The 20,545-nt window shown below is 58.2% G+C and carries 22 protein-coding genes; 12 read left to right on the top strand and 10 right to left on the bottom strand.

The window, feature by feature from the left end; translation table 11 throughout:
• Positions 1 to 92: 92 nt before the first annotated feature.
• Complete coding sequence (locus tag AVI_RS05130; RefSeq protein WP_015915347.1) at positions 93 to 2,036, bottom strand: MacB family efflux pump subunit; 1,944 nt, start codon at positions 2,034 to 2,036, stop codon at positions 93 to 95.
• 3 nt (positions 2,037 to 2,039) lie between these two features.
• Positions 2,040 to 3,257 (bottom strand): efflux RND transporter periplasmic adaptor subunit, encoded by a 1,218-nt coding sequence (locus AVI_RS05125; RefSeq protein ID WP_015915346.1) that lies wholly within the window; start codon positions 3,255 to 3,257, stop codon positions 2,040 to 2,042.
• Between the two features lie 790 nt (positions 3,258 to 4,047).
• Here AVI_RS05125 and AVI_RS05115 point away from each other — a divergent pair.
• Positions 4,048 to 4,710: a hypothetical protein gene (locus AVI_RS05115; RefSeq protein ID WP_015915345.1), complete on the top strand. Its 663-nt coding sequence runs from the start codon at positions 4,048 to 4,050 to the stop codon at positions 4,708 to 4,710.
• Between the two features lie 84 nt (positions 4,711 to 4,794).
• Here AVI_RS05115 and AVI_RS05110 read toward each other — a convergent pair whose 3' ends face one another.
• The 3 genes from AVI_RS05110 to msrB form a co-directional block, all read right to left on the bottom strand.
• Complete coding sequence (locus AVI_RS05110) at positions 4,795 to 5,637, bottom strand: DUF6456 domain-containing protein (RefSeq protein WP_041697707.1); 843 nt, start codon at positions 5,635 to 5,637, stop codon at positions 4,795 to 4,797.
• Positions 5,630 to 5,995, bottom strand: coding sequence for a helix-turn-helix domain-containing protein (locus AVI_RS28975; RefSeq protein ID WP_015915343.1), 366 nt, complete (start codon positions 5,993 to 5,995; stop codon positions 5,630 to 5,632). Before AVI_RS28975 ends, AVI_RS05110 begins: the two co-directional genes overlap by 8 nt.
• Before the next feature lie 322 nt (positions 5,996 to 6,317).
• Complete coding sequence (gene msrB / locus AVI_RS05100) at positions 6,318 to 6,743, bottom strand: peptide-methionine (R)-S-oxide reductase MsrB (protein WP_015915342.1); 426 nt, start codon at positions 6,741 to 6,743, stop codon at positions 6,318 to 6,320.
• Positions 6,744 to 7,168: 425 nt separating this feature from the next.
• Here msrB and AVI_RS05095 point away from each other — a divergent pair, with 425 nt between their 5' ends.
• The 8 genes from AVI_RS05095 to AVI_RS05060 all read left to right on the top strand — a co-directional run bounded on the left by AVI_RS05095 (position 7,169) and on the right by AVI_RS05060 (position 14,100).
• Positions 7,169 to 9,547 (top strand): putative monovalent cation/H+ antiporter subunit A, encoded by a 2,379-nt coding sequence (locus AVI_RS05095; protein WP_015915341.1) that lies wholly within the window; start codon positions 7,169 to 7,171, stop codon positions 9,545 to 9,547.
• The gene (locus AVI_RS05090; protein ID WP_015915340.1) at positions 9,544 to 9,963 is read left to right on the top strand and encodes a Na+/H+ antiporter subunit B; all 420 of its coding nucleotides are present in this window, start codon (positions 9,544 to 9,546) and stop codon (positions 9,961 to 9,963) included. The genes AVI_RS05095 and AVI_RS05090 overlap by 4 nt, the downstream gene beginning before the upstream one ends.
• Positions 9,963 to 10,340 (top strand): Na+/H+ antiporter subunit C, encoded by a 378-nt coding sequence (locus AVI_RS05085; protein WP_015915339.1) that lies wholly within the window; start codon positions 9,963 to 9,965, stop codon positions 10,338 to 10,340. The genes AVI_RS05090 and AVI_RS05085 overlap by 1 nt, the downstream gene beginning before the upstream one ends.
• Positions 10,341 to 10,390: 50 nt before the next feature.
• Complete coding sequence (locus tag AVI_RS05080) at positions 10,391 to 11,995, top strand: Na+/H+ antiporter subunit D (protein WP_015915338.1); 1,605 nt, start codon at positions 10,391 to 10,393, stop codon at positions 11,993 to 11,995.
• Complete coding sequence (locus tag AVI_RS05075) at positions 11,992 to 12,465, top strand: Na+/H+ antiporter subunit E (protein WP_015915337.1); 474 nt, start codon at positions 11,992 to 11,994, stop codon at positions 12,463 to 12,465. The genes AVI_RS05080 and AVI_RS05075 overlap by 4 nt, the downstream gene beginning before the upstream one ends.
• Positions 12,462 to 12,890, top strand: a complete 429-nt coding sequence (locus AVI_RS05070; protein ID WP_234895302.1) for a cation:proton antiporter — start codon at positions 12,462 to 12,464, stop codon at positions 12,888 to 12,890. The genes AVI_RS05075 and AVI_RS05070 overlap by 4 nt, the downstream gene beginning before the upstream one ends.
• A complete protein-coding gene (gene mnhG, locus AVI_RS05065) occupies positions 12,890 to 13,255 on the top strand; it encodes a monovalent cation/H(+) antiporter subunit G (protein ID WP_015915335.1) in 366 nt (121 codons plus the stop codon). The genes AVI_RS05070 and mnhG overlap by 1 nt, the downstream gene beginning before the upstream one ends.
• 413 nt (positions 13,256 to 13,668) lie before the next feature.
• Positions 13,669 to 14,100, top strand: coding sequence for a Ros/MucR family transcriptional regulator (locus AVI_RS05060; RefSeq protein WP_015915334.1), 432 nt, complete (start codon positions 13,669 to 13,671; stop codon positions 14,098 to 14,100).
• A gap of 242 nt (positions 14,101 to 14,342) precedes the next feature.
• On the opposite strand, the gene AVI_RS05055 is transcribed toward AVI_RS05060, so the two are convergent.
• Positions 14,343 to 15,485: an AraC family transcriptional regulator gene (locus AVI_RS05055; protein ID WP_015915333.1), complete on the bottom strand. Its 1,143-nt coding sequence runs from the start codon at positions 15,483 to 15,485 to the stop codon at positions 14,343 to 14,345.
• A 90-nt stretch (positions 15,486 to 15,575) separates the two neighbouring features.
• On the opposite strand from AVI_RS05055, the gene AVI_RS05050 reads away from it, so the two are divergent.
• Entirely contained in the window at positions 15,576 to 16,313 is a 738-nt protein-coding gene (locus AVI_RS05050) for a hypothetical protein (protein WP_015915332.1), read from the top strand.
• Here AVI_RS05050 and AVI_RS05045 read toward each other — a convergent pair whose 3' ends face one another.
• Positions 16,314 to 16,820 carry a GNAT family N-acetyltransferase gene (locus tag AVI_RS05045; protein ID WP_015915331.1) on the bottom strand — a complete coding sequence of 169 codons (507 nt, stop codon included), beginning with the start codon at positions 16,818 to 16,820 and terminating at the stop codon, positions 16,314 to 16,316.
• A 575-nt stretch (positions 16,821 to 17,395) separates the two neighbouring features.
• Between AVI_RS05045 and AVI_RS05040 the strand changes: the two genes are divergently transcribed.
• On the top strand, positions 17,396 to 18,127 hold the full coding sequence (locus tag AVI_RS05040) for a Crp/Fnr family transcriptional regulator (protein WP_015915330.1): 732 nt from the start codon (positions 17,396 to 17,398) through the stop codon (positions 18,125 to 18,127).
• 100 nt (positions 18,128 to 18,227) lie between these two features.
• Here the strand turns inward: AVI_RS05040 and trhA are convergent, their stop codons facing one another.
• The gene (trhA, locus tag AVI_RS05035) at positions 18,228 to 18,878 is read right to left on the bottom strand and encodes a PAQR family membrane homeostasis protein TrhA (RefSeq protein ID WP_015915329.1); all 651 of its coding nucleotides are present in this window, start codon (positions 18,876 to 18,878) and stop codon (positions 18,228 to 18,230) included.
• 371 nt (positions 18,879 to 19,249) lie between these two features.
• Here trhA and AVI_RS05030 point away from each other — a divergent pair, with 371 nt between their 5' ends.
• Positions 19,250 to 19,627: an MAPEG family protein gene (locus AVI_RS05030; protein WP_015915328.1), complete on the top strand. Its 378-nt coding sequence runs from the start codon at positions 19,250 to 19,252 to the stop codon at positions 19,625 to 19,627.
• Positions 19,628 to 19,654: 27 nt separating this feature from the next.
• Here the strand turns inward: AVI_RS05030 and AVI_RS05025 are convergent, their stop codons facing one another.
• Together AVI_RS05025 and AVI_RS05020 are read right to left on the bottom strand one after the other, a co-directional pair.
• The gene (locus tag AVI_RS05025) at positions 19,655 to 19,972 is read right to left on the bottom strand and encodes a TraR/DksA family transcriptional regulator (RefSeq protein ID WP_015915327.1); all 318 of its coding nucleotides are present in this window, start codon (positions 19,970 to 19,972) and stop codon (positions 19,655 to 19,657) included.
• Positions 19,973 to 20,012: 40 nt separating this feature from the next.
• On the bottom strand, positions 20,013 to 20,423 hold the full coding sequence (locus AVI_RS05020) for a universal stress protein (protein ID WP_015915326.1): 411 nt from the start codon (positions 20,421 to 20,423) through the stop codon (positions 20,013 to 20,015).
• Positions 20,424 to 20,545 lie beyond the last annotated feature (122 nt).

Genomic DNA, 20,545 nt, shown 5'->3' with positions numbered 1-20,545 from the left:
GCGTAAGGCCGGGAGCGTAAGGAAGAAGAGTAGCAGGACGGCCCGCCAGCCGGTCCGGCAAGAAGGCGGGGCTTCTCTTTTGCCCCGCCTTCTCAATCCTTTGACAGTGCCGCCACCGGATCGAGCCTTGACGCATTGCGGGCGGGCATGAAGCCGAAAACGAGGCCGATCAGGCACGAGCAGCTGAAGGCTGCCACCATGGAGGTGGTGGAATAGACCAGCTGGAAATCCTTGACCAGCAGGCTAAAGAGAAAGCCGATCGACAGCGCAAAACCAAGGCCGAGGCCGCCGCCGATCAGGCAGACCAATACCGCCTCGATCAGGAATTGCTGGAGAATATCCTGGCGGCGCGCCCCGACCGCCATGCGCACGCCGATCTCGCTGACCCGTTCGGACACCGAAACCAGCATGATATTCATCACCCCAATGCCGCCGACGATCAGCGAGATCACTGCAATCGCCGCCACCAGCAACGTCAGGGTCTGAGCAGTGCTGACAATGGTCTTGCGGATGTCGTCGGTGTTGAGGATGAAGAAGTCTTGTTCGCCGTGGCGGCCAGCGAGAAAGGTGGTAACGGCGCTTTCGGCCACGGAACTATCGACGCTGTCGTCCAACCTGACGGTGATGCTGCGCAGCGACAGATCGCCAAGGAATCGGGCCTGGACACTGCTATAGGGCAGATAGGCCTGTAGATTGGAGTTCGAACCGAAGCCGCCTTGCTGGGCCTCGATGACGCCAACGATCCGCACCGGCACGTCGGTCAGGAACACCGTATGGCCAAGCGCCCTGGCCGAATCGTCGCCAAACAGCGCCTTTGCGGCATTCTGGTCGATCACCGCCTCCTGGGTCATGGCAACGACACTTGCATGGTCGAACAGCCGCCCGGCCAGCAGCTTGGAACCCTTGGCGGTGAAATACTGATCGCCGACGCCGTTGACCAGCACATTGGCGACAGTGGCGCCATAGCGCACCGTGCCTGAGGTAGAAACGGTCGGGGTTACGGCAGAAACATAGGAGAGCCGGGCCAGCGCATCGGCATCGCCGACCTTCAGCGTGGTGATCTTTCCTGAACGGGTATCTCCAAATCCTTTGCCGGGGAAAATCTCCAGCGTATTGGTGCCGAGCCCGTTGATGTTGGAGAGCACTTTCTGCTGGGTGCCAGCCCCGAGCGCCACCACTGACACCACCGAGGCGATGCCGATGATAATCCCCAGCATGGTCAGGAAAGTGCGCAGCCGATGCGAGGCAAGCGCCCTGACCGCCATCATGAAGGCTTCGCCCAGCCGGTCGAGACCGGGGAAACGATGCGGCTTGGCCGTGGATGGCAGGGTGTTTTCACGCACCAGCACCGGCTTATCCTGGCGGCGGTCGGCGATGATCTCGCCATCGGCAATCTCGATCACCCGTTCCGCGCGCGCAGCAACGCCCGGATCGTGGGTGACGATGATGATGGTGCGGCCCTCAGCGTGCAATTCGTCGAGAATGCGCAGCACTTCCTCGCCGCTATGCTTGTCGAGCGCGCCGGTCGGTTCATCGGCCAGGATCACCTCGCCGCCATTGATCAGCGCGCGGGCGATGGACACACGCTGCTGCTGACCGCCGGACAATTGCCCCGGCCGGTGACGCAGCCGTTCGCCCATGCCCAGCCTTTGCAGGATTTTGGTCGCCCGGCTGCGGCGGTCCGAAGGCGAAATCCCGGCATAGATCGCTGGCACTTCCACATTGCCAAGCGCCGTCAGATCCGAGAGCAGGTTATAGCGCTGGAAGATGAAGCCGAAATGCTCACGCCGAAGCGCCGACAGCGCGTCGCTGTCCAACTGGTCGGTACGCTTGCCATCGATCTCATACGTGCCGCTACTCGGCCGGTCGAGCAGGCCGAGAATATTCATCAGCGTCGATTTTCCCGACCCTGATGGCCCGATGATCGAGACCATTTCGCCGCGATTGATGCTGAGATTGACACTCTTGAGGACGGCGACATCCTGCTCCCCGGAGCGATAGATACGGGTGAGATTCTTCAGCTCAAGCAGGGCCATGAATCACATCCCCCCGGGCGGCGGCCCAAAGCCCCCAGGTGCCGATCTGGCGGAAGGATCGGCTTGGCCGATAACGATCTTCTCCCCTTCGCTCAAGCCCGATTTCACCTCGGCATTGACCCCGTCATTCAGGCCGATTTCCACCGGTCGAGTGACAATCGTATTATCGGCGCCCACGACCCGCAGACTGGCCTTGCCGGTCTTGACGCCGGAGCCGAGTGCCGAGGCCGGCACCGTCAGCACATTCTTCGCCGCGCCAAGCACGACATGCACTTCCGCCGTCATATAGGTGCGAAACCGCCCATCAGAATTATCGACGTCCAGGATGCCGTTATAATAGATGGCCGAAGATGATGTGCTGGAGGAACTGCTGGACGAGCTGGAACTGGACGAAGTCGAGACGCTGCTATCACTGGTGATCGATTCCGGCGCGGGCTCGATGGATTTCAGCACCGACTCATGGCGGACGGAAGGCTGGCCGAGAATGTTGAAATAGACCGCCTGCCCCGGCCTGACATTGACCACATCGGCCTCGGAGATTTCCGCCCGCACGATCATCTGGTTCAGATCGCCCAGGATAACGATGGTGGGTGCCGATTGCGTGGCATTGACGGTCTGGCCCTGCTGGTTGACCACGGCCAGAACCGTGCCATCCATGGGCGCGGTGATGCGGGTATAGCCGAGATCGGCCTCGGAGGTTTCCACGGCGACTTCAGCCTTGACGATCTGCGCCTGAAGGCTGTCGATCTGCGCCTTGGTCTTGTCGCGGGTGGCAACCGCGCTTTCAAGATCGGCCTGGGTGCCGGAATTGCTGGCCCGCAAATTCTGCTGGCGCACCAATGCCAGTTCGGCGCTGACCAGGGTCGCCTCGGCCTCTTCCTTCTGGGCCTTGATATCGGCCAGCGAGGCTTTCGAGGTACGCAGGTCGTTGACCTGGGTGACCGAGTCGATCTCGGCGACCAGGCTGTCCTTCTTGATCGTGTCGCCAACTTTCACATGCAGGGCCGTGATACGGCCGGACACCTGGGCACCGACAGCAACCAGCCGGGACGGCTTGAAGATGCCCGTGGCAAGCACCGTTTCCTCCACATCTCCCCGTTTGACCGCCGCCAGCAGCAGCCCATCGGTCGGATTGGCCTCGGAACGCTTGAACAGAGTGAAGCCAACGGCGGCAAGCACCAGAACGACGATGACAACGACTGCGAACAGTTTACGCGACACTATGATCCTTCCTTCAGCAGTGTGAACCGCTGGAATTTCTGTCTCCGGCCAAAACGCATCAACCTGATTTTATCCAATTCTTCCAAAACGTTAAAAAATGTAAATCCGGTTCTGGGCGACGGCAAATTTATAAGTGCTCTTAAGTACCGATAATCTGAGGGATCGAAGGGTGTCAATCAGCGCAAGGATTAAACTTCGGCAACAAATGGCGAACTCAAACATGTCGGACAGGGCCCGTATCAAGGGTCGGTCGCGCCAGAGCGACGAAGCCCGGAAGGAAAAGGTCGCTCCTAAGCAAAGCGGAGGCGGGGTGAGAGGGTGCCCAACGCGCGACGCTAGAGTCTGTCAGGTTCATATTGAACCAGACAGACTCTAGCTATTCTTGTTTTCGATTGTATGTCATCGAAAATCGGCTTCCGCTCCTCCTAAGAAAAGCTCTAAATCAGGGCAGATTTTCTCAACGCAGAGATGCGAATGATCAGCTTGGCGCAAGGCAACAGGTTATAAGTTATAGCTATTCACTTGCACGGCATGACGCCGTCATGAATGCGACGGGGCTAACGCCCGCTGCGCTGCATTTTGGAATGCCACCGGTCCAGGATACGGCTTTTTGCAGCAGGCGTTTCCAGTCTTGACTGATCATATCTTCACCGATCATGCGCCCAGCGCCGGCAATTATCTCCGGCCAAAGTGAGGCGGTCGCATTTTCAGTGGTTGCGTAACCGGCCATCGACCAGACCCGGTTTCAGGACAGACGCAGAATGGCACGGTCGCACACGGAGAGAGGTCCATGCAAGTTTCTAGCAGCAATGCATCGCAATCTACCTATACATCGAGTTCATCAAAGCAAAAATCCAGCAGCGGCAGCGGTGGTCTGTTCGATTCTCTGTCGGGCGGCAGCAGCAGCGGCAGCAGTAGCGATGATACACTGCTCAACGCGCTCTTCGGTAGCGATAGCACCGAGGAGACGGATGAGAGCGACACAAGCGGCAGCGTGTCGACCGATCCGTCCGCGTCGTTCGAGGCTTGGCTGTCCCAGCTGACCTCGGCAACAGCTGCCAGCAGCACCAGCTCGGACGAGGAAAAAGACGAAGAGGTCACCGCCGGTTCATCGACATCGACAAGCACTGAGTCGCAATCGACCACAGCCAGCGCATCGGGCACGGATGCCGCCACTGTTGAAGACGATCTCCTGTCGCAGGTGTTCGCAGTGCCGTCCGCCGGCGCTTCGACGGGCGCTAGCTCGACGCAGACCTCCACGTCGTCGACCTCCTCGACAGAGGACACCGATAGCGCCACCGCATCGTCATCCACCGACAGCAGCGATGACAGCGATACCGACATGTCGGATGAAGACCTGCTGGCCCAGTTGAAGAACTATGATGGCAACCTCAGCTACTTCGCTGATCAGTTCATCAATCAACTCGATCTGCCCGGCGGCGGAGCCGCTTAATAAGCCCGGTGGCGGAGCCGCTTGATAAGCCATGGAGATGTTGAGGCATCCTGGCTTTGAACAAATTCCGGCTATCTCAAGTGTTTAAGGCCTTGAGATAGGCGGACGATAATCGCTTTGCCCCCAATGGCGAAGGCCGGACGCTGTCCTTGCCGGTGGTGGTGTATAGTGACGGGCCAGCGCCAGAAGTGCTGTCCGCAACATCAGTTTGGCCGAGCGGGCCGGCCATTGGCGCTCTCGCTCTACGGCTTCAAGACCCTTGGCAAAACAGCAGATATCAAGAGCGACGCCTGACAACTCCGGCCCTAAAGCCGTCAGTGCCTCACCGACCCGCAGCCGTGCGGCAAGCGCGCTGTCGGTCAGATCCGGCCCGGATGGCCGGGCGCCTTTGTGCTTTTGCGCCAGGCGCGGCTCAAAGGATGCGGTGATGCGTGGCTGTAAATGACCGCGCTCGAAATCCGCTGCCAGCCGCTCCCCGGCGGCAACCGCTTCCGGTGGCAGATAGGGCTTGCCAGTCCGGTCCCGCAGCCGGGCCACCGTCGAAAAAGGCTGGTCATCAAGATTGCGCCGGACGGTGGAGCGGCTGCCATCCGACTCCACCAGGGTCTCGGTCGCCCTCTCCCCATGCTGGCCTGCAAAGATCTCGTCTTCACGCTCGGCCATGGCTCGTTTGAGGAAGCTTTCCGCCTCGCCGGTCGCGGCGAGCGCATTGCCTTTGCGCCGAACCAGACCATCCGCCAGCGCCTTGTGCAACAGCGCATCGGGTACGCGGCCCAGCAGTACGCCATCCTGGGGCCGCAGCAGCGCGGTTTCGCCGGGACCGGCTGGCTCCAACAACACACCGCGGCTTGCCAGCCGCAACAGCCGCAGCAGCGGCTTGATGGCGGATGCCGGATTTTGCGGCGAATGAGCTGTGGGCTTACGCATCGCGCCCATCCTTGGCCACCGTCGACAGCACCGCGACGACCCGTTCCAAAACGCCGAGAAACTGGTCGAGGGCGGCATTTTCGCGCCGATCCTCAATGACATGGCAGGCATGGGATACCGTGCTTCGGTCATAGCCGAAAGCGCGGGCGATTTCCTGCTGTGGCAGGCTCAGCACCACATGGCAGAGATACATGGCGATCTGGCGGATATGGCAGCGCTGACGGCGGCGCCCGGCATTTATGAGACCCGGGCTCTGAAAAACCACAAATATTTCCTCCGTAACCCTGGCAACGGAATGGCACAGAACCCGGCTGGAGGCTTTGACCGGGACAGGATGTTCAAGCGGCATTGCTGACATGATAACGTCTCCCTTGATAGGATTTTATTCATATCAACATCTGCAATCACTGTGAACGTTCTTTCACACTCCAAAAATTCGATTGATTGTTTTAATTGGTATTTTTATTGAAACCCACAGGAACATTCAGGATTATTTTCCACGCCACTGTGAGTTTGCCCCAGCTAATTCAGGGGGATTTTATGGAAACAAGTCCAATATGCACACGTGCCGCGCATACTGTTGATACGCGGCACGATCAAACATCGGTATCTTGCATAGGCGCTTTTGCTCGAACGCAATGCGCTTATGCGACATGACATTCATCTCGCAACGAATTGTCTCAGGGCTTTTGCTCGAACACCATGGAATGACCATTGATGCAATAGCGCAGGCCGGTCGGCTTGGGACCATCGGGAAACACATGGCCAAGGTGACCACCGCAAGTGGCGCAGCGGATTTCGGTGCGCACCATGCCATAAGCCGTATCGCGATGTTCGGTGACGGCGTCAGGCTTGACTGGCTCGAAATAGCTCGGCCAGCCGCAACCTGCATCGAATTTGGTATCGGAGTAAAATAGCGGCGTGTCGCACCCGGCGCAGCGGTAAAGGCCCGGCTCGAAATTATCCCAGTAAGGACCGGTAAAGGCCCGCTCCGTGCCGTGTTCGCGCAGGATCCGATATTGGTCCGGCGTCAATTGTTCACGCCACTCGGCCTCGCTGCGCGCTGCTGCGGGCTTTTCACGGCTGTCGATGCTGTCCTCGCTCATGAGACCTCCTCGTTTCGCTATCCTGTTCGGAGTTGACCCTATAGATAGTGTTTTGTCCCGGTGCTGCAAGTCGGACGACCAAGTCAGACAGGCGACGATCAGACAGGCGACAATCAGACAAGGGCGAGCCAAACCACAGTACGTGTCGCCAGCTTTTCCAACGATGGTTCATCCTGTCGTATTTGTGAATATCTCGAGCCTCAATTGAATGGGAACGTTTTGCAAGGTCCTCACGCCATGAATGCGTGAGCACCTTCCAGATCGGGTAGAAGACTGACGACGCCGATTTGGGGTGGTCGTTCCGGTTGAAATCCTTATATTCGCCAGGCAACCGCCAAATCAGGCAGAAACGGGCCAAATCAGGACAGAATCAGCGCCGCACAAACCGGGAGGCTGCTCGTCGGTCGCAGACAACAGGAGACAAGATGATCGCTGATGCCGCCGGTATGACGCTGCTGGCTTTGGTCCTGCCATTTCTGGGTGCCTGTCTGGCGCCCTGGCTGGTACGGCGGCTTGGAAGCCGGGCGGCCTGGGTTCTGGCGCTTCTGCCGCTATTATCCTTCGTGCATTTCCTCGGCTTCCTGCCGGAAATCGCCAATGGCGAGGAAGTGACGGGCGGCTATGCCTGGGTGCCGAGCTACAATGTCAGCTTTTCCTGGTTTCTCGACGGATTGTCCCTCACTTTCGCGCTGCTGATTACCGGCATCGGCACGCTGATCGTGCTCTATGCCGGCGGCTATATGAAGGGTCATCCGCAGCAGGGCCGGTTTCTGTCCTTCCTGCTGTTGTTCATGGGCGCCATGCTGGGCGTGGTGATGTCAGACAGTTTCCTGATGCTGTTCATCTATTGGGAACTGACCTCAATCACCTCCTTCCTGCTGATCGGTTTCAACCATGAACGCCCGGCTGCGCGCCGTGCCGCGCTGCAAGCGCTGGTGATCACCGGCGGCGGCGGCCTTTTGCTGCTGGCCGGTTTGATCCTGCTGTGGAACGTGTCGGGCGTCACGCAATTGTCGATGCTGATGCATAGCAACAATATGGTCACCGCCAGCCCCTTCTACCTGGCGATCCTGCTGCTGGTTCTGGGTGGGGCGTTTACCAAATCGGCGCAATTTCCCTTCCATGTCTGGCTGCCCAACGCCATGGAAGCGCCGACACCCGTCTCGGCCTATCTGCACTCGGCCACCATGGTCAAAGCCGGGGTCTACCTGCTGATGCGCTTGCAGCCGGTGCTGGGCTCCACACCGGCCTGGGAAATATTGCTGCCGTTTTTTGGCGGCGTCACGCTGATCGTCGGTTCCGTCGTCGCCGTGCGCCAGACCGATCTGAAGCTGATGCTGGCCTATACCACAGTCGCCTCGCTCGGGTTGATGGTGATGCTGACCGGCTTCGGCTCACCGCACGCGCTGTCGGCAGCCGTGCTTTATCTGGTCGCCCATTCGCTATTTAAAGGCGCGCTGTTCATGGTGGCCGGTGTTCTCGACCACGAAGCGGGCAGCCGCGACCTGACCAGACTTGGCGGGTTGGCGCGGGCCATGCCTATTACTTTTGCCACAGCGCTGCTGGCCGGGCTGTCCATGGCCGGACTGCCGCCGCTGTTCGGCTTTCTCGCCAAGGAAGAAATCTATGAGGCGCTGGCAGGGGGCAATCTTCGCGCCCTGCTGTTTACCGCCATCGCCGTGATCGGCAATGCGCTGATGATGGTCGTCGGGTTGGCGCTGGCCTTCAAACCGTTTCTGGGGCGCGTGGCGACCAGCCAGAAACCCGCCCATGACGGCCCCGCTTTGCTGTGGCTGGGGCCGTTGGGGCTGGCCTTGACCGGACTGGGGGCTGCGGTGTTTTCCGGACTGTTTCACCAGGCGATTTCATCGCCAATGGTTAGCGCTGTCACCGGCAGAACGGTGACGGTCTCCATCGGCCTTATCCCGCATATCGGCGTGCCGCTTGCCCTGTCGCTTTTGACCATCGCCATCGGCCTGGTGCTGTTCATGCTGCTCGACAGGCTGCGCAATCTGGTGGCGAGCCTGTTGGAGACGCTCGGTCCCGGCCCCGATCAGGGCTTCGACCACCTGATGGCCGGATTGGTGCGGCTCTGCTTCCGCATCACCAATGTGCTGCATGGCGGGCGGCTGGATGTCTATGTCACGGTGACGCTGATCGCCATTGCCGCAGCTTTCCTGGTGCCGATGATGCTGTTTGGCGAGGCGCCGTCCTGGCCGGTGCTGCCGGAGCGGATCGAGTTGCATGAAGCTGCTTTCCTGCTGATCGCGGTGGCCGGTCTTTACGGCGTATTGCGGGCTGCCAACCGGCTGGATGCCATCGTCGCGCTCGGCATCCAGGGCTTTGCGATCTCGGTGATCTTCCTGCTGTTTGGCGCGCCGGACCTGTCCTTTACTCAGTTCATGATCGAGACGCTTTCGGTGGTGATCCTGGCGCTGGTGATGACGCGGCTGAAACTGCATCCCGCCGATCATCGGCCCCTACCCCAGATCCTGCTGGACGGCACGGTGGCGCTTGCCGCCGGGACCGGCCTGACGCTGATGCTGCTGAAGGTGACGCAAATCCCCTTCGACCCGACCCTGACGGAATTCTTCAACAGCTATTCCAAGGTCATCGCCCATGGGGCCAATGTGGTGAACGTTATCATCGTCGACTTCCGCGGCGTCGATACCATGGGCGAAATTGCCGTGGTGATGATCACCGGGCTTGCCATTCTGGCGCTGATCCGGCTGCGCGCGCCCAAGCCAACGGCTTCGCCGTCCGGGGTGGGGCATGAAAGCCATGAGGTGGGAGAGCGCTCATGAACAGCTTGATCTTTCGCACCGTTGCTCCCGTCGTTACTGCGCTGATGCTGCTGTTTTCGGTTTTCGTATTGCTGCGCGGTCATAACGAGCCGGGCGGCGGCTTTATCGGCGGGTTGATTGCCGCCTCCGGCTTTGCCATCTACGCCATGGCCTTCGGCGTGCAGGCCGTGCGCCGCGCCCTTTATGTCCATCCGCTGTCGGTGGCGGGCTTCGGCCTGCTGATGGCCTGCCTGTCCGGCTTTGTCTCGGCCTTTGTCGGTGTGCCGTTCATGACCGGGCTGTGGATCACCCCGCATATCTTCGGCGTCGATGTGCCGGTCGCCACCGTCACCAGCTTCGATATAGGCGTCTATCTGGTGGTGGTCGGGGCGATCACCTCGATTGCGCTGGCGCTGGGCGAAAGGGAGAATGACTGATGGAAGCAATTTTTTCCCTGCTGGTCGGCCTGTTTGCCACGACCGCCTTTTACCTGATCATGTCACGCCATATCGTGCGGGTGCTGCTCGGCATCGTATTGCTCGGCAATGCCGTCAATCTCGGCCTGTTTACCGCCGGACGCCTGACCCGCGAAGTGCCGCCAATCATGATGAAGGGTGAGGAGGTCCTGAGCATGGCCGCCGCCAATCCGCTACCGCAGGCATTGATCCTGACGGCCATCGTGATTTCCTTCTCGTTCTTCGCCTTCCTGCTGGTGCTGTCCTACCGCGCCTACCAGGACCTCGATACCGACGATACCGACGACATGCGGTTGGCCGAACCGACAAATCCGCCCTTGCCGCCGCTTGAGTACTGAGGATTTCCCAGCAACACCAATGCTTTAAACCGAAAGACCAAAACAACCGCATGGCCGTTTCAACCACCAATGCCGAGGCTCTAAATGCCGCCCTGGCCGCCGCTTATGTGCAGGCGCCGACCACGCCTGCGCAGTGGCTGCCGATCCTGCCGGTGGCCCTGTGTCTCGCCGGTGGGGCCGTGGCCTTGATGCTGCGTGATCGCACCCGCCTTCAGCCGATGATTGCCCTTCCCACCCTGGTGCTGCTGGTACTGATCGATCTGGCACTGCTGGTTCAGGTGGTGCAGAATGGCCCGCTGACGGTGATGATGGGCCGCTGGATGCCGCCCTTCGGCATTGCCTTCACTGTCGATATCGTCGGGGCGCTGTTTGCCCTGGCGTCTGCCATCGTCGCCTTGGCCTGCGGCGTCTATGGACTGACGGATGTCAATACCTCCGGTCGCCGCTATGGTTTCTATCCGTTTCTTCTGGTGCTGATGGCCGGGGTGTCCGGCGCCTTTCTGACAGGCGATATCTTCAACCTCTATGTCTGGTTCGAAGTGCTGCTGATCTCGTCTTTCGGCATGCTGATCCTCGGCTCCGAGCGCGAACAGATCGACGGGGCACTGAAATATGCGGTGCTCAACCTGATCGCCACCACGCTGTTTCTGATCACCATCGGTTTTCTCTATGCCAGTTTCGGCACGCTCAACATGGCCGATATCGCCCGCAAGGCCGATGGTTTGCGCGATACCGCCCCGCTGATGACGCTGACCACGCTGTTTGCCCTGGCCTTTGCCATGAAAGCCGCTGCCTTTCCGCTGAATTTCTGGTTGCCTGCCTCCTATCACACGCCACGCATCGTGGTGTCGGCGCTGTTTGCCGCCCTGCTGACCAAGGTCGGCATTTACAGCCTGCTGCGGGTCGTGGTGATGCTGTTTCCGATTGAGCGCGAGGCGCTGAGCCTGGTGCTGGGGGTGATTGCCGCCGCCACCATGATTCTGGGTGCCGTAGGTGCCCTCGGCCAGTCTGACATCCGCCGGCTGATGGGCTTTATCGTCATTTCCGGCATCGGCATCATGCTGGCCGGTATCGCCATTGGCGCCGTACAGGGCATCAGCGCAACGATCTTCTATGCCATGCACTCAATCATGCTGATGGCGGCGTTGTATCTGGTGGTAGGCCAGGCCGGGCGGATGACTGGTAGTTTTGCATTACAAGACATGTCCGGTCTCTATAAAGCAGCACCGGGCTTTTCCTTTCTGGCGCTGGCGCTGTTTTTCGCTGCAAGTGGCCTGCCGCCGTTTTCCGGATTCTGGCCAAAGGTCATGCTGCTGAAGGCGGCACTGGATATCGGCGCCTGGTGGATGGCTGGCGCAATCCTGTTGTCCGGCTTCCTGACCACGATTGCGCTGGCCCGGGTCTTCCTGCTGGCCTTCTGGCGCACCCAGCCAGCCAAGGGCGAATCAGAGGGGAACACCAACCAGGCCGGACCAGAGATCCTTACCGCGCCAACGCTCTCAGCCCTTGCCCCGATCGTGCTGCTGGCCGGTTTCATCGTCTGGTTCGGGCTGTTTCCTGAAAAGCTGATTGCACTCTCGCAGGACGCCGCAGTCGGGCTTGTCGATCCATCGGCCTATATCACCTCGGTCTTTCCCACGGAGGCGCGCCCATGAGGCTGTTGATCCTCAACCTGCTGATGGCCATCATCTGGGTGGCGGTCACCGGCAGCGCCAGCCTGCATAATCTTCTGTTTGGCTTCGTGCTGTCGCTGGCGGTGGTCGGGTTGCTGCGGGAGCAGATCGGTGGCGTCTCCTATCTCAACAGAACGTGGCGCATCCTGTCCCTGCTGCTGCTGTTTCTCAGCGAACTGGCCAAATCCGCCTGGAAGGTAACGATCATGGTGCTTTCGCCAGGGCTCGATATCAAGCCCGGCATTTTTGCCTTTCCGCTCAGCGTCGAGCGCGATTTCGAAATCACCCTGCTGGCCAATCTCATCACGCTGACGCCCGGCACCCTGTCGGTGGATGTATCTGAGGACCGAAAGATCCTCTATGTCCATGCGCTCGATTGCAGCGATCCGGATGCGGCCCGGCGCGACATTGCCGAGGGATTCGAGCGCAAGATCCGCGAGGCGTTCCAATGACACCTTCAGACATGACAGCCGCGCAACTCCTCGTCCACCATGCCTGCAATGGCGGGCTGCTGTTGCTGGCCATCGCCTTTCTCCTGACCGTCTACCGGGTGATGCGTGGCCCGACCCTGCCCGACCGGGTGATCGCGCTGGACATGCTGGTCGGCATCGTCATCGGCTTTATTGCCGTCTTCGCGATCAAGTCGGGCTATGTGCTCTACATGGATATCGCTATTTCACTCGGCCTGGTCGGGTTTCTGACAACCATTGCCTTTGCGCGATTCATCCTTGTGCGGGGCGTGATTGGCGAAACACCGGAAACCGAGCCGGCAATTCGGGCGGCAGCCGAACAATTAGCTGTGGAAAAGTCTCGAATGGAGCGCAGGCGCAAGCGGAGTGGTACAAATAAGCACATGTCCCAAAAGGAAACAGATTAATGGAAATGGCGGCTGCGATTTTAACATCTGTATTGATTCTGGGCGGTTCTTTTTTTGCGGTGATTGCTGCAATCGGTCTTAACCGCTTGCCGGACCTGTTCACCCGCATGCATGCAGCCTCCAAGGCCGGAACGGTGGGATCGGGCCTGCTGTTACTGGCAATTGGCGTCAATTCCGCAGATTTGTCGGTTTTTGCACGGGCCTTTTGCGGGTTTTTCTTCTTTGTACTGACAGCGCCGGTCTCTGCCCATCTGCTGGCAAAAGCTGCGCGGCATGTCGGATACCCTCTGGCCCAGGCGACCGTACTCGATGAAATGAGCAACGGTATTGGCAACGGCAAGAAGGACTTAGTTAACAAATTATGAATGAGACCGTTCTAAAAGTATCATAAGAGCAGAGTGCCATTCATATTTGATCTGATCTACATTCTTTCACGCACAAGAATTAGGATAAATAGGAACTGGACATTTTTCCCGATGTTGATAATTCATTAAAAGGACTATTTGGATCACTGAACCGTTTTCAATTTCGATCTAGTTCAAAAGCAGCATGTATTTAGCCGATACAACCGCCCGGGTTGTAGACCAAAGGCGGACAATGAATTTGGAGACTAGTTTTGGGTTAATGGCGTAAATATCTAATATAACACTGCCATCCTGGCTGGCTGGCAGTGGATTTTATGTGGGGGTATCACGCAAACCAGTCGAACTGGTTTGAATTCAGTGTCGGCGGTGGGTGGCAAACGAACCGTCAGGCAGACATATGACAGGAGAAAAAAATGAGTGAAACGGCATTTGGATCGTCAGGAAACGATCTTCTGGTCGAACTGACGGCAGATATCGTTGCAGCGTATGTCAGCAACCATGTTGTACCAATCGGGGACATCAGCCACCTGATTTCGGATGTGCATACTGCATTGTCCAATACATCCTCACCGGTGCCAGTGGTATCCGTGGTCGAAAAGCAGAAGCCTGCCGTCGCCGTTCGCAAGTCGATTCAGGGCGATCAGATCATCTGCCTGGAATGTGGTGGCTCGTTCAAGTCGCTGAAGCGTCACTTGATGACCCATCACACATTGAGCCCGGAAGAGTATCGCGAAAAGTGGGATCTTCCCGTCGATTACCCGATGGTTGCGCCCGCCTATGCGGAAGCCCGCTCGCGCCTCGCCAAGGAAATGGGCCTGGGGCAGCGCCGCCGCCGCGCCAAGTAATACCAAGTCTCGAAGATGCGTGAGCATCTTCGAATTGGTATTCATGCCATTCGATAGTCAGACCTCAATTCCGTGGGCCTCATAAGGCTTGCGGAATTTTGCTTTGTGATTGCTGATATCAGCCCGATCCCGGCGAATAGCCTTTGGTTGGCTTTGCCTAGAGGCTTTTGTTTTCGTTTGTCTTGTCGAGAAAACCGGTTTCCACTTTTCCCTGACAAACTCTAGCGCGACTATACACACTCTTATGCAATCGTCTCCTGCCGTCGCCAGGCACTGGGACTTTGTCCCGTGACCCGCAGAAACTCTCGATTGAAATTGGACTTGGTCATAAAACCGGCCTCAAAGACGATGCTGGTAATCGGCTCATCGCTCTGTCGCAGCAGTTGGCAGGCCTCTGTTACGCGGTGATTATTGACATACTGCGAAACACTCATGCCATGCACCCGGTTGACGGCATTCGACACGGATCTGGCGGGAAGGCCCAGGCGACGCGCCAGCCGGCCAAGGTTAAGGTCCACATCCTTGTAGAGCTGTTTTTCCACCATCATCGCCGCCAGCGCGCTGGCAATCCGCGCGTCCTCCTCGCTCGCGGGTCTCGGCACCGGCTTGTCGCCAGCCCGCTCCTCTTCGCGCCCATTGTCAACTGAAGGGTCTTCCTCATCTGAAGAAGCGCCACTTTCGGCCAGTGATGCAGCAAAGCCAAGTGCCAGAAGGATCATGGTCATGAAAGCCGAAACAATAGTTGCCGCATGACGGCCACCGCCAAAGGCAAAATCGAGGCTGATGACGACATCGGCAACCGCCGAGGCCAGCAGCGAGGCTGCCATGCATTGCAGGGCACGGTAGGACCGAAGCGCCCCGTCCAGACGCGAGGCCGTCAGCCCATCCGGCCCCAGCCGCGCCAGCCAGAGCAGCGCCAGTCCATAGGCCAGGAAGGTGAGGATGATGATGGCATCGATTGGCCCACCGCCGACGCCGTTCAGCACCAGCACGATGACAGCCGGCAGGGCATGCAGCCAATCAATATGCGAGAAACCACGATCCTGCCGATCCGCACGGCTCGAGGTCAGGCTGCGAAAGGCCAGAAAGCTCAAAGGCGGGATGACCGTTCCGAGAACCGACATGGCCGGCATGACCAGCATCATGCCATAGCCCCAGCGCAAGCCGACCAGAACCGATTGGACCGCCATCACCGCCAGCAGCAGCAGGAAAGGCCTCGCGGAGGCCGGGGCGTCCTCCTGCCGCAGCATACGGATCAACAGGGTCACAAGCAGCAGGGCGACGAAAAAGGAAATCGGCAGGAAGATCATGGGGCGAAGACCATGGAACAAGGATTTTTGAGCGAGTGCGTAATGAGTTTCAGTGGCACTTATACCCCCGATCATGATCGGCGACGACCCGAAACGTGTTTCAGGTCGCAGCACGACCTCCTTTGGCAAAGATTGGCGCATCGCAACCCATTGGAGTGAAGACCCATGAAAAAACGTGTGATCGTACTTGGCATTGCCGCAGGACTTGTTTGCATCGCCGCCATGGATCGGGCCATGGCGCTATGGCGGCACGATGTGCCGATTGGTATGCCACTTGACCTGTCCGCCATCTCCAAACTGCGCGTCGATGGCGCCGCCAGCCTGATTTCCGTAACCACCGATCCAGAAAGGCCGCTGACGGCCACCCTGACAGGCGAGCGTGACGGCTGGGGCTCGCTCTGGCAATCTGGCTGGCATGCCCGCGACTGCTCCGACAGTGGCCGGATGCATATCGACAACGATACACTGGTTGTCGATGTCGCCGACATGTCGCGCTATTTCGATTGGTCGGATTGCACCATAAAGCTCAAGGCCAATCTGCGCCCTCAATCTGCCGTGCTGATCCGCCAGAAGGCCGCCCGCATCGGCCTTGATGGCGATTTTTCCACCGTCAATGTGCGGGCCGATGCTGGGGATTTCACCCTGGACGGCCATGCCAGTACGCTGGATGTTTCAGGCGCGGCGCTGCGGGTGCAGGCGTTCTTCAAGACCATCAGCAAGGACGAAACCATCCTGCTGTCTGGCCGGATGATGGACGCCACCCTGCGCTTCCTCACCCCCACATCGATCAGCTATCTGGTCGAGGCCACCGCCTCCTATATCGACAGCGCCCTGCCCAATACGCCGGGCGCCCACCCCGCCATTACCATTCGCGGTGAGATGGTACGGGCCAGGATCGAGTAGTCAACGCGCAATCATCAGTTCCATCGCCGCCAGATCCAGCCAGCGGCCGAATTTGGTGCCGACCTCGCGGTGTATGCCGACCAGATGGAAGCCGAGCTTTTCGTGCAGGGCAATCGAGGCCGCGTTTCCGGCCTCGATGGCGGCGATCATCACATGCACATTTCCGGCCTTGGCGCGCTCGATCAACGCCAGCATCAGCGCCTTGCCAAGCCCTGCGCCACGATGGTCCTTGTCGATATAGACAGAGTGCTCAACCGTATGGCGATAGCCATCGAAGGACCGCCAATCGCCATAGGACGCATAGCCCGCAACACGACCATCCACCTCAGCGACAAGGACCGGAAAGCCTCTGGCCCGGCGCAGTTCCAGCCAGGCACGGCGATTGTCGACATCAATCAGCGCCTCGTTCCAGATGGCGGTCGTATGCTCGACGGCGTGGTTGTAAATCTCGACAATGGCGGCAAGGTCCGCTTCGGTTGCGTCGCGGATGACGTGCTGTGTGGTCATGAGAAGCCCTGAAACTTACATAGGATACGCACAGTCCTAACGCAGAAAACCATGCACGGAAATAGGATTTGTCGTCTTCAATGACCCCTCGTATGGCGCTCCCGACAAGGGCCTTTCCACAACGGGTCAATACCCCAACTCGAAATGGAAGAACGGATCAAATTCAACCTTTGGCATATGACAGTCATTTGACTGAACCAAAAACAATAGCCCAAGCCTTGATGTAGCTTTTGCGGAGTAAACATCGTCCTTGCGATATGGGCGGACGCTGTTGTAAAGGATCTGAGCTCGGATAAAGGCTGATATCACAGTGAAAGGTCGATCTTGCGTCGAGATTTTCCGCAATGTGGTATCGAATTTTGCAAATTTTCGCTCTTCTTCCGAAAATGTAAAGAAACGTCAAGAAACTACCCGCGTTATTCTCTTTGGAATTGTTTTTTCGGAAATGGTTAGTGTTGGCTTCCACAATGAATCGTTCGATCATGCAGCGCCGTACCAGCGAAAATTATTCTTTAGACGTTCCTAAACAGTGATAAAAATCAGTTCTAATTTTCCTCCTTGCAAGAATGTAACACATGAGCCTTTCTTCGCCCGCTAGCCGACCGCCACTCCAGATCAGAGCAACGCCTGTATGGTCGCCGCAGCGAGATGAGAACGCGGAACATATCGTCCTAAGCCCAGATGAACAGTACGAACTTGGGCGACTGGGAGAAATCATAGAGTATCGCACGGCGAAATTAGAGATATTGTCGCAAAGTGAACCCGCAGATTTCCTCTATTTGCTTATCGAGGGAGTCGTTCAGGCCTGTCACTCGCTGAAGGATGGTCAACGGCAGATAGTGGCGTTTTACTGGCCAGGCGATATCTTTGGTCTGGCGGAAAAGGGACTGTACGTTAACTCGTCAGAGGCGGTAACACCCTGCTCCGTATACCGCTTTCCGTTCCGCAAGCTGGAGAAATTCCTTCTGGAACATCCGAGGATTCAGCAGGGTTTCTTCGTCAAGGCGGTCCACGAAATTCGTACCGCACAACGACACACCATCACAATCGGACAATTGGAGCTGCCACAGCGCTTAGCTGCGTTTCTAGTAGATTGTTCGGAACACGATCGCTATTTCGACAGTGAAAGCTCGACCTTATCGCTTCCGATGTTGCGCTACGATATTGCGGACTATCTTGGGACCTCGGTAGAAGCAGTGTCACGCACTTTTGCGCTGCTGGAAAAAAACGGCCTCGTCCAGCGAAAGGGGCCGAGGAAGCTCGAGATAAGCATGAAGAAACTGATCGACTTTTCAGGTATCGCCTGAGGGACTGGCGCATTGCCGAAGCGCGACGAAAGGGCTGATCTCCGAGAGGCCAACATGATATCGCCAACTCTGACTTTCTCGGCTATACAGCCGCGCCGCCTCAAGACCCGATGGCGGTGACCACGGCGGAATAATGCACGGCAGCCGCCGCCACCACGAAACCGTGCCAGATGGCATTTTGAAACCGCAGTCTCTCCCAGACGTGAAAGATCACCCCTGCGGAATAAAGAATGCCGCCGATGAAGATCAGCACCATGGTGACAGGTGGCAGCCGCTCAGAAATCGGCTCCAGCGCCAGCACACCGCTCCATCCCATGGCCAGATACAGCAGGATGGCCAATCGGTCGTAGCGGCCAGGATAGCGGCATTTCAGGAAGATACCTGTTATCGCCGTCAGCCAGATGCCGATCAACAGACAAAGAATGGCCGGTTCATCGGCGCCGCGTTCCAGAAAGGGTGTATAGGTTGCGGCGATCAGCACGAAAATCGCCGAATGATCCAGCCGCCGCAGATAGGTCTTGAAGGTCGAGCGCGGCCACATATTGTAGGTGAAGGAACAGCCCAGCGCCAATACCAGGCCAAGGCCATAGATCCAGCTGGCGGCAATCTCGCCAAAGCTGGTAAACACCGTGGCATAGAAAATCAGCGCCGTGACACCAACCAGCGCAAACACCACGCCGACACCATGCACAATGCCATCGGCCAGCAATTCGTGAAAATCATAGTGTCGCCCGAAGCGGAACTCTTCCATCGTGATGATCAACCCAAGAAATTAAAATATCTGCCGACAGCATAATCGAGAATGATTGCCAGATAATGTCGCCTGTCTCATCGTCTTCATATAAGCCTGATCAGCCTGACGATCCGGTCAATTTTATGTCTATGACGGCCACACGCCGCAACCTGGAGTGATCATGATGCGTCAACTCTATCGTGTTGGCAAGACCGCCCATTGCCGCTCTTCGATCGACCATTGCAGTTTCGATGCCTGGACTATCTGCGCCGAACACCCAGGCCGGAGCGGTCATCAACCGGGCTTAAACCGTTTGCGGATAAAGCTGTCGGACCGTTCCCGGCTCCGGTCGTGAAACTGCCGTCCTCCCACCCTGACAGGAAGCATCCATGCGCTTTACAGTCCTTGCCACGTTCATGGCGCTGATCGCCTATAACTGGTTCTTCATCAAGGTCGCCCGGGCGCGCCAGCAATTTGGGGTCAAGGCACCGAAGATGACAGGCGATGAGAATTTCGAGCGGATTTACCGGGTTCAACAGAACACCGCCGAGCAATTGGTGTTCTTCCTGCCATCGCTCTGGCTCTTCGGCTTTTACCTTTCCGACCAGTTGGCCGGGTTGCTGGGCCTGTGCTGGACAGGCGCACGGGTGCTCTATGCCGCTGAATATTATGCGGATGCCAAAAAGCGCGGTCCCGGCGCGCTGATTTCCTGGGTCATTGCCTTTCTGCTGCTGATGGGCGGCACGGTGGCAGCACTGCTGCAATAGCCGAGCCGCGCCTGTCTGCACGTCTGTTCAGGCTGGGGCGCAGTCCTGGCAAAAGGGCGTGGCGGGCAAAAGGGCGAGCCGCTCGGGTGCAATTGCCGCATCGCAGGTCACGCAGCGTCCATAGGAACCGGCCTCCATGCGGGCCAATGCCGCCTCGATGCCGCGCAGCTCGTTTTCGCCCGCCTGCCCAAGGCTTTCCAACACTTCGTCATTTTCCGATTCGATAGCACGCTCGGCGCTTTCGGCGCTGCGCTGCTCCGAAAGGTCACCGGAAATTTTTCCTAACCGGCTGGAGAGTTCCAGCCGCCGTCCGAGCAGCGTCTGCCTATATCCATCCATGTCCATGATTTATCTCCTCAAGATGTGAAACGCCTCCCGGATACGATTACCGGTCGACAAGTACCGCGCATCGGGCGTGGCGCACGACGCGGTCGGCAGTCGCCCCGATCAGGTAGTTGGAAAAATCCGGGATATGCGAAGCGATAATGATCAAGTCGGCCTTTTGCTCCGCCGCGACCGCCAGAATCTCATGGGCGGGCGAACCGACCCGCAATTGCGTCGTCACGCCAGGCCCAACCGAAGCCGCCAGCGCGGCGAGTTTCGTGCGCCCCTCCTCCACCGCTCCATCGAGGATGTCATGCGGAATATCGATGGCGAGATAGGATGGCAGGTGCTCGACCACGGTCAACAACACGATCTCGCCGCCAGCATCCAGCAGGCTCTGGGCTTTTCGCAGGATCTTGTCGCCTTTTTCCCATTGCGCGATGTCCACGGGAACAATGATCTTTCTGTACATGACCTCTATCCTCCTATTGCCAGCGTCTTCGGTCTTGAACCGCTTTGCCGACAACAACCTGCGCGCGCTGTGCCCCCCTTGCATTGATTCCGATCAAACTTGGAAATCCGTCAGGATTGAAC

Source organism: Allorhizobium ampelinum S4 (assembly GCF_000016285.1).
Taxonomy (GTDB): Bacteria; Pseudomonadota; Alphaproteobacteria; order Rhizobiales; family Rhizobiaceae; genus Allorhizobium; species Allorhizobium ampelinum.
This window is presented reverse-complemented; position numbering and strand designations above follow the sequence as displayed.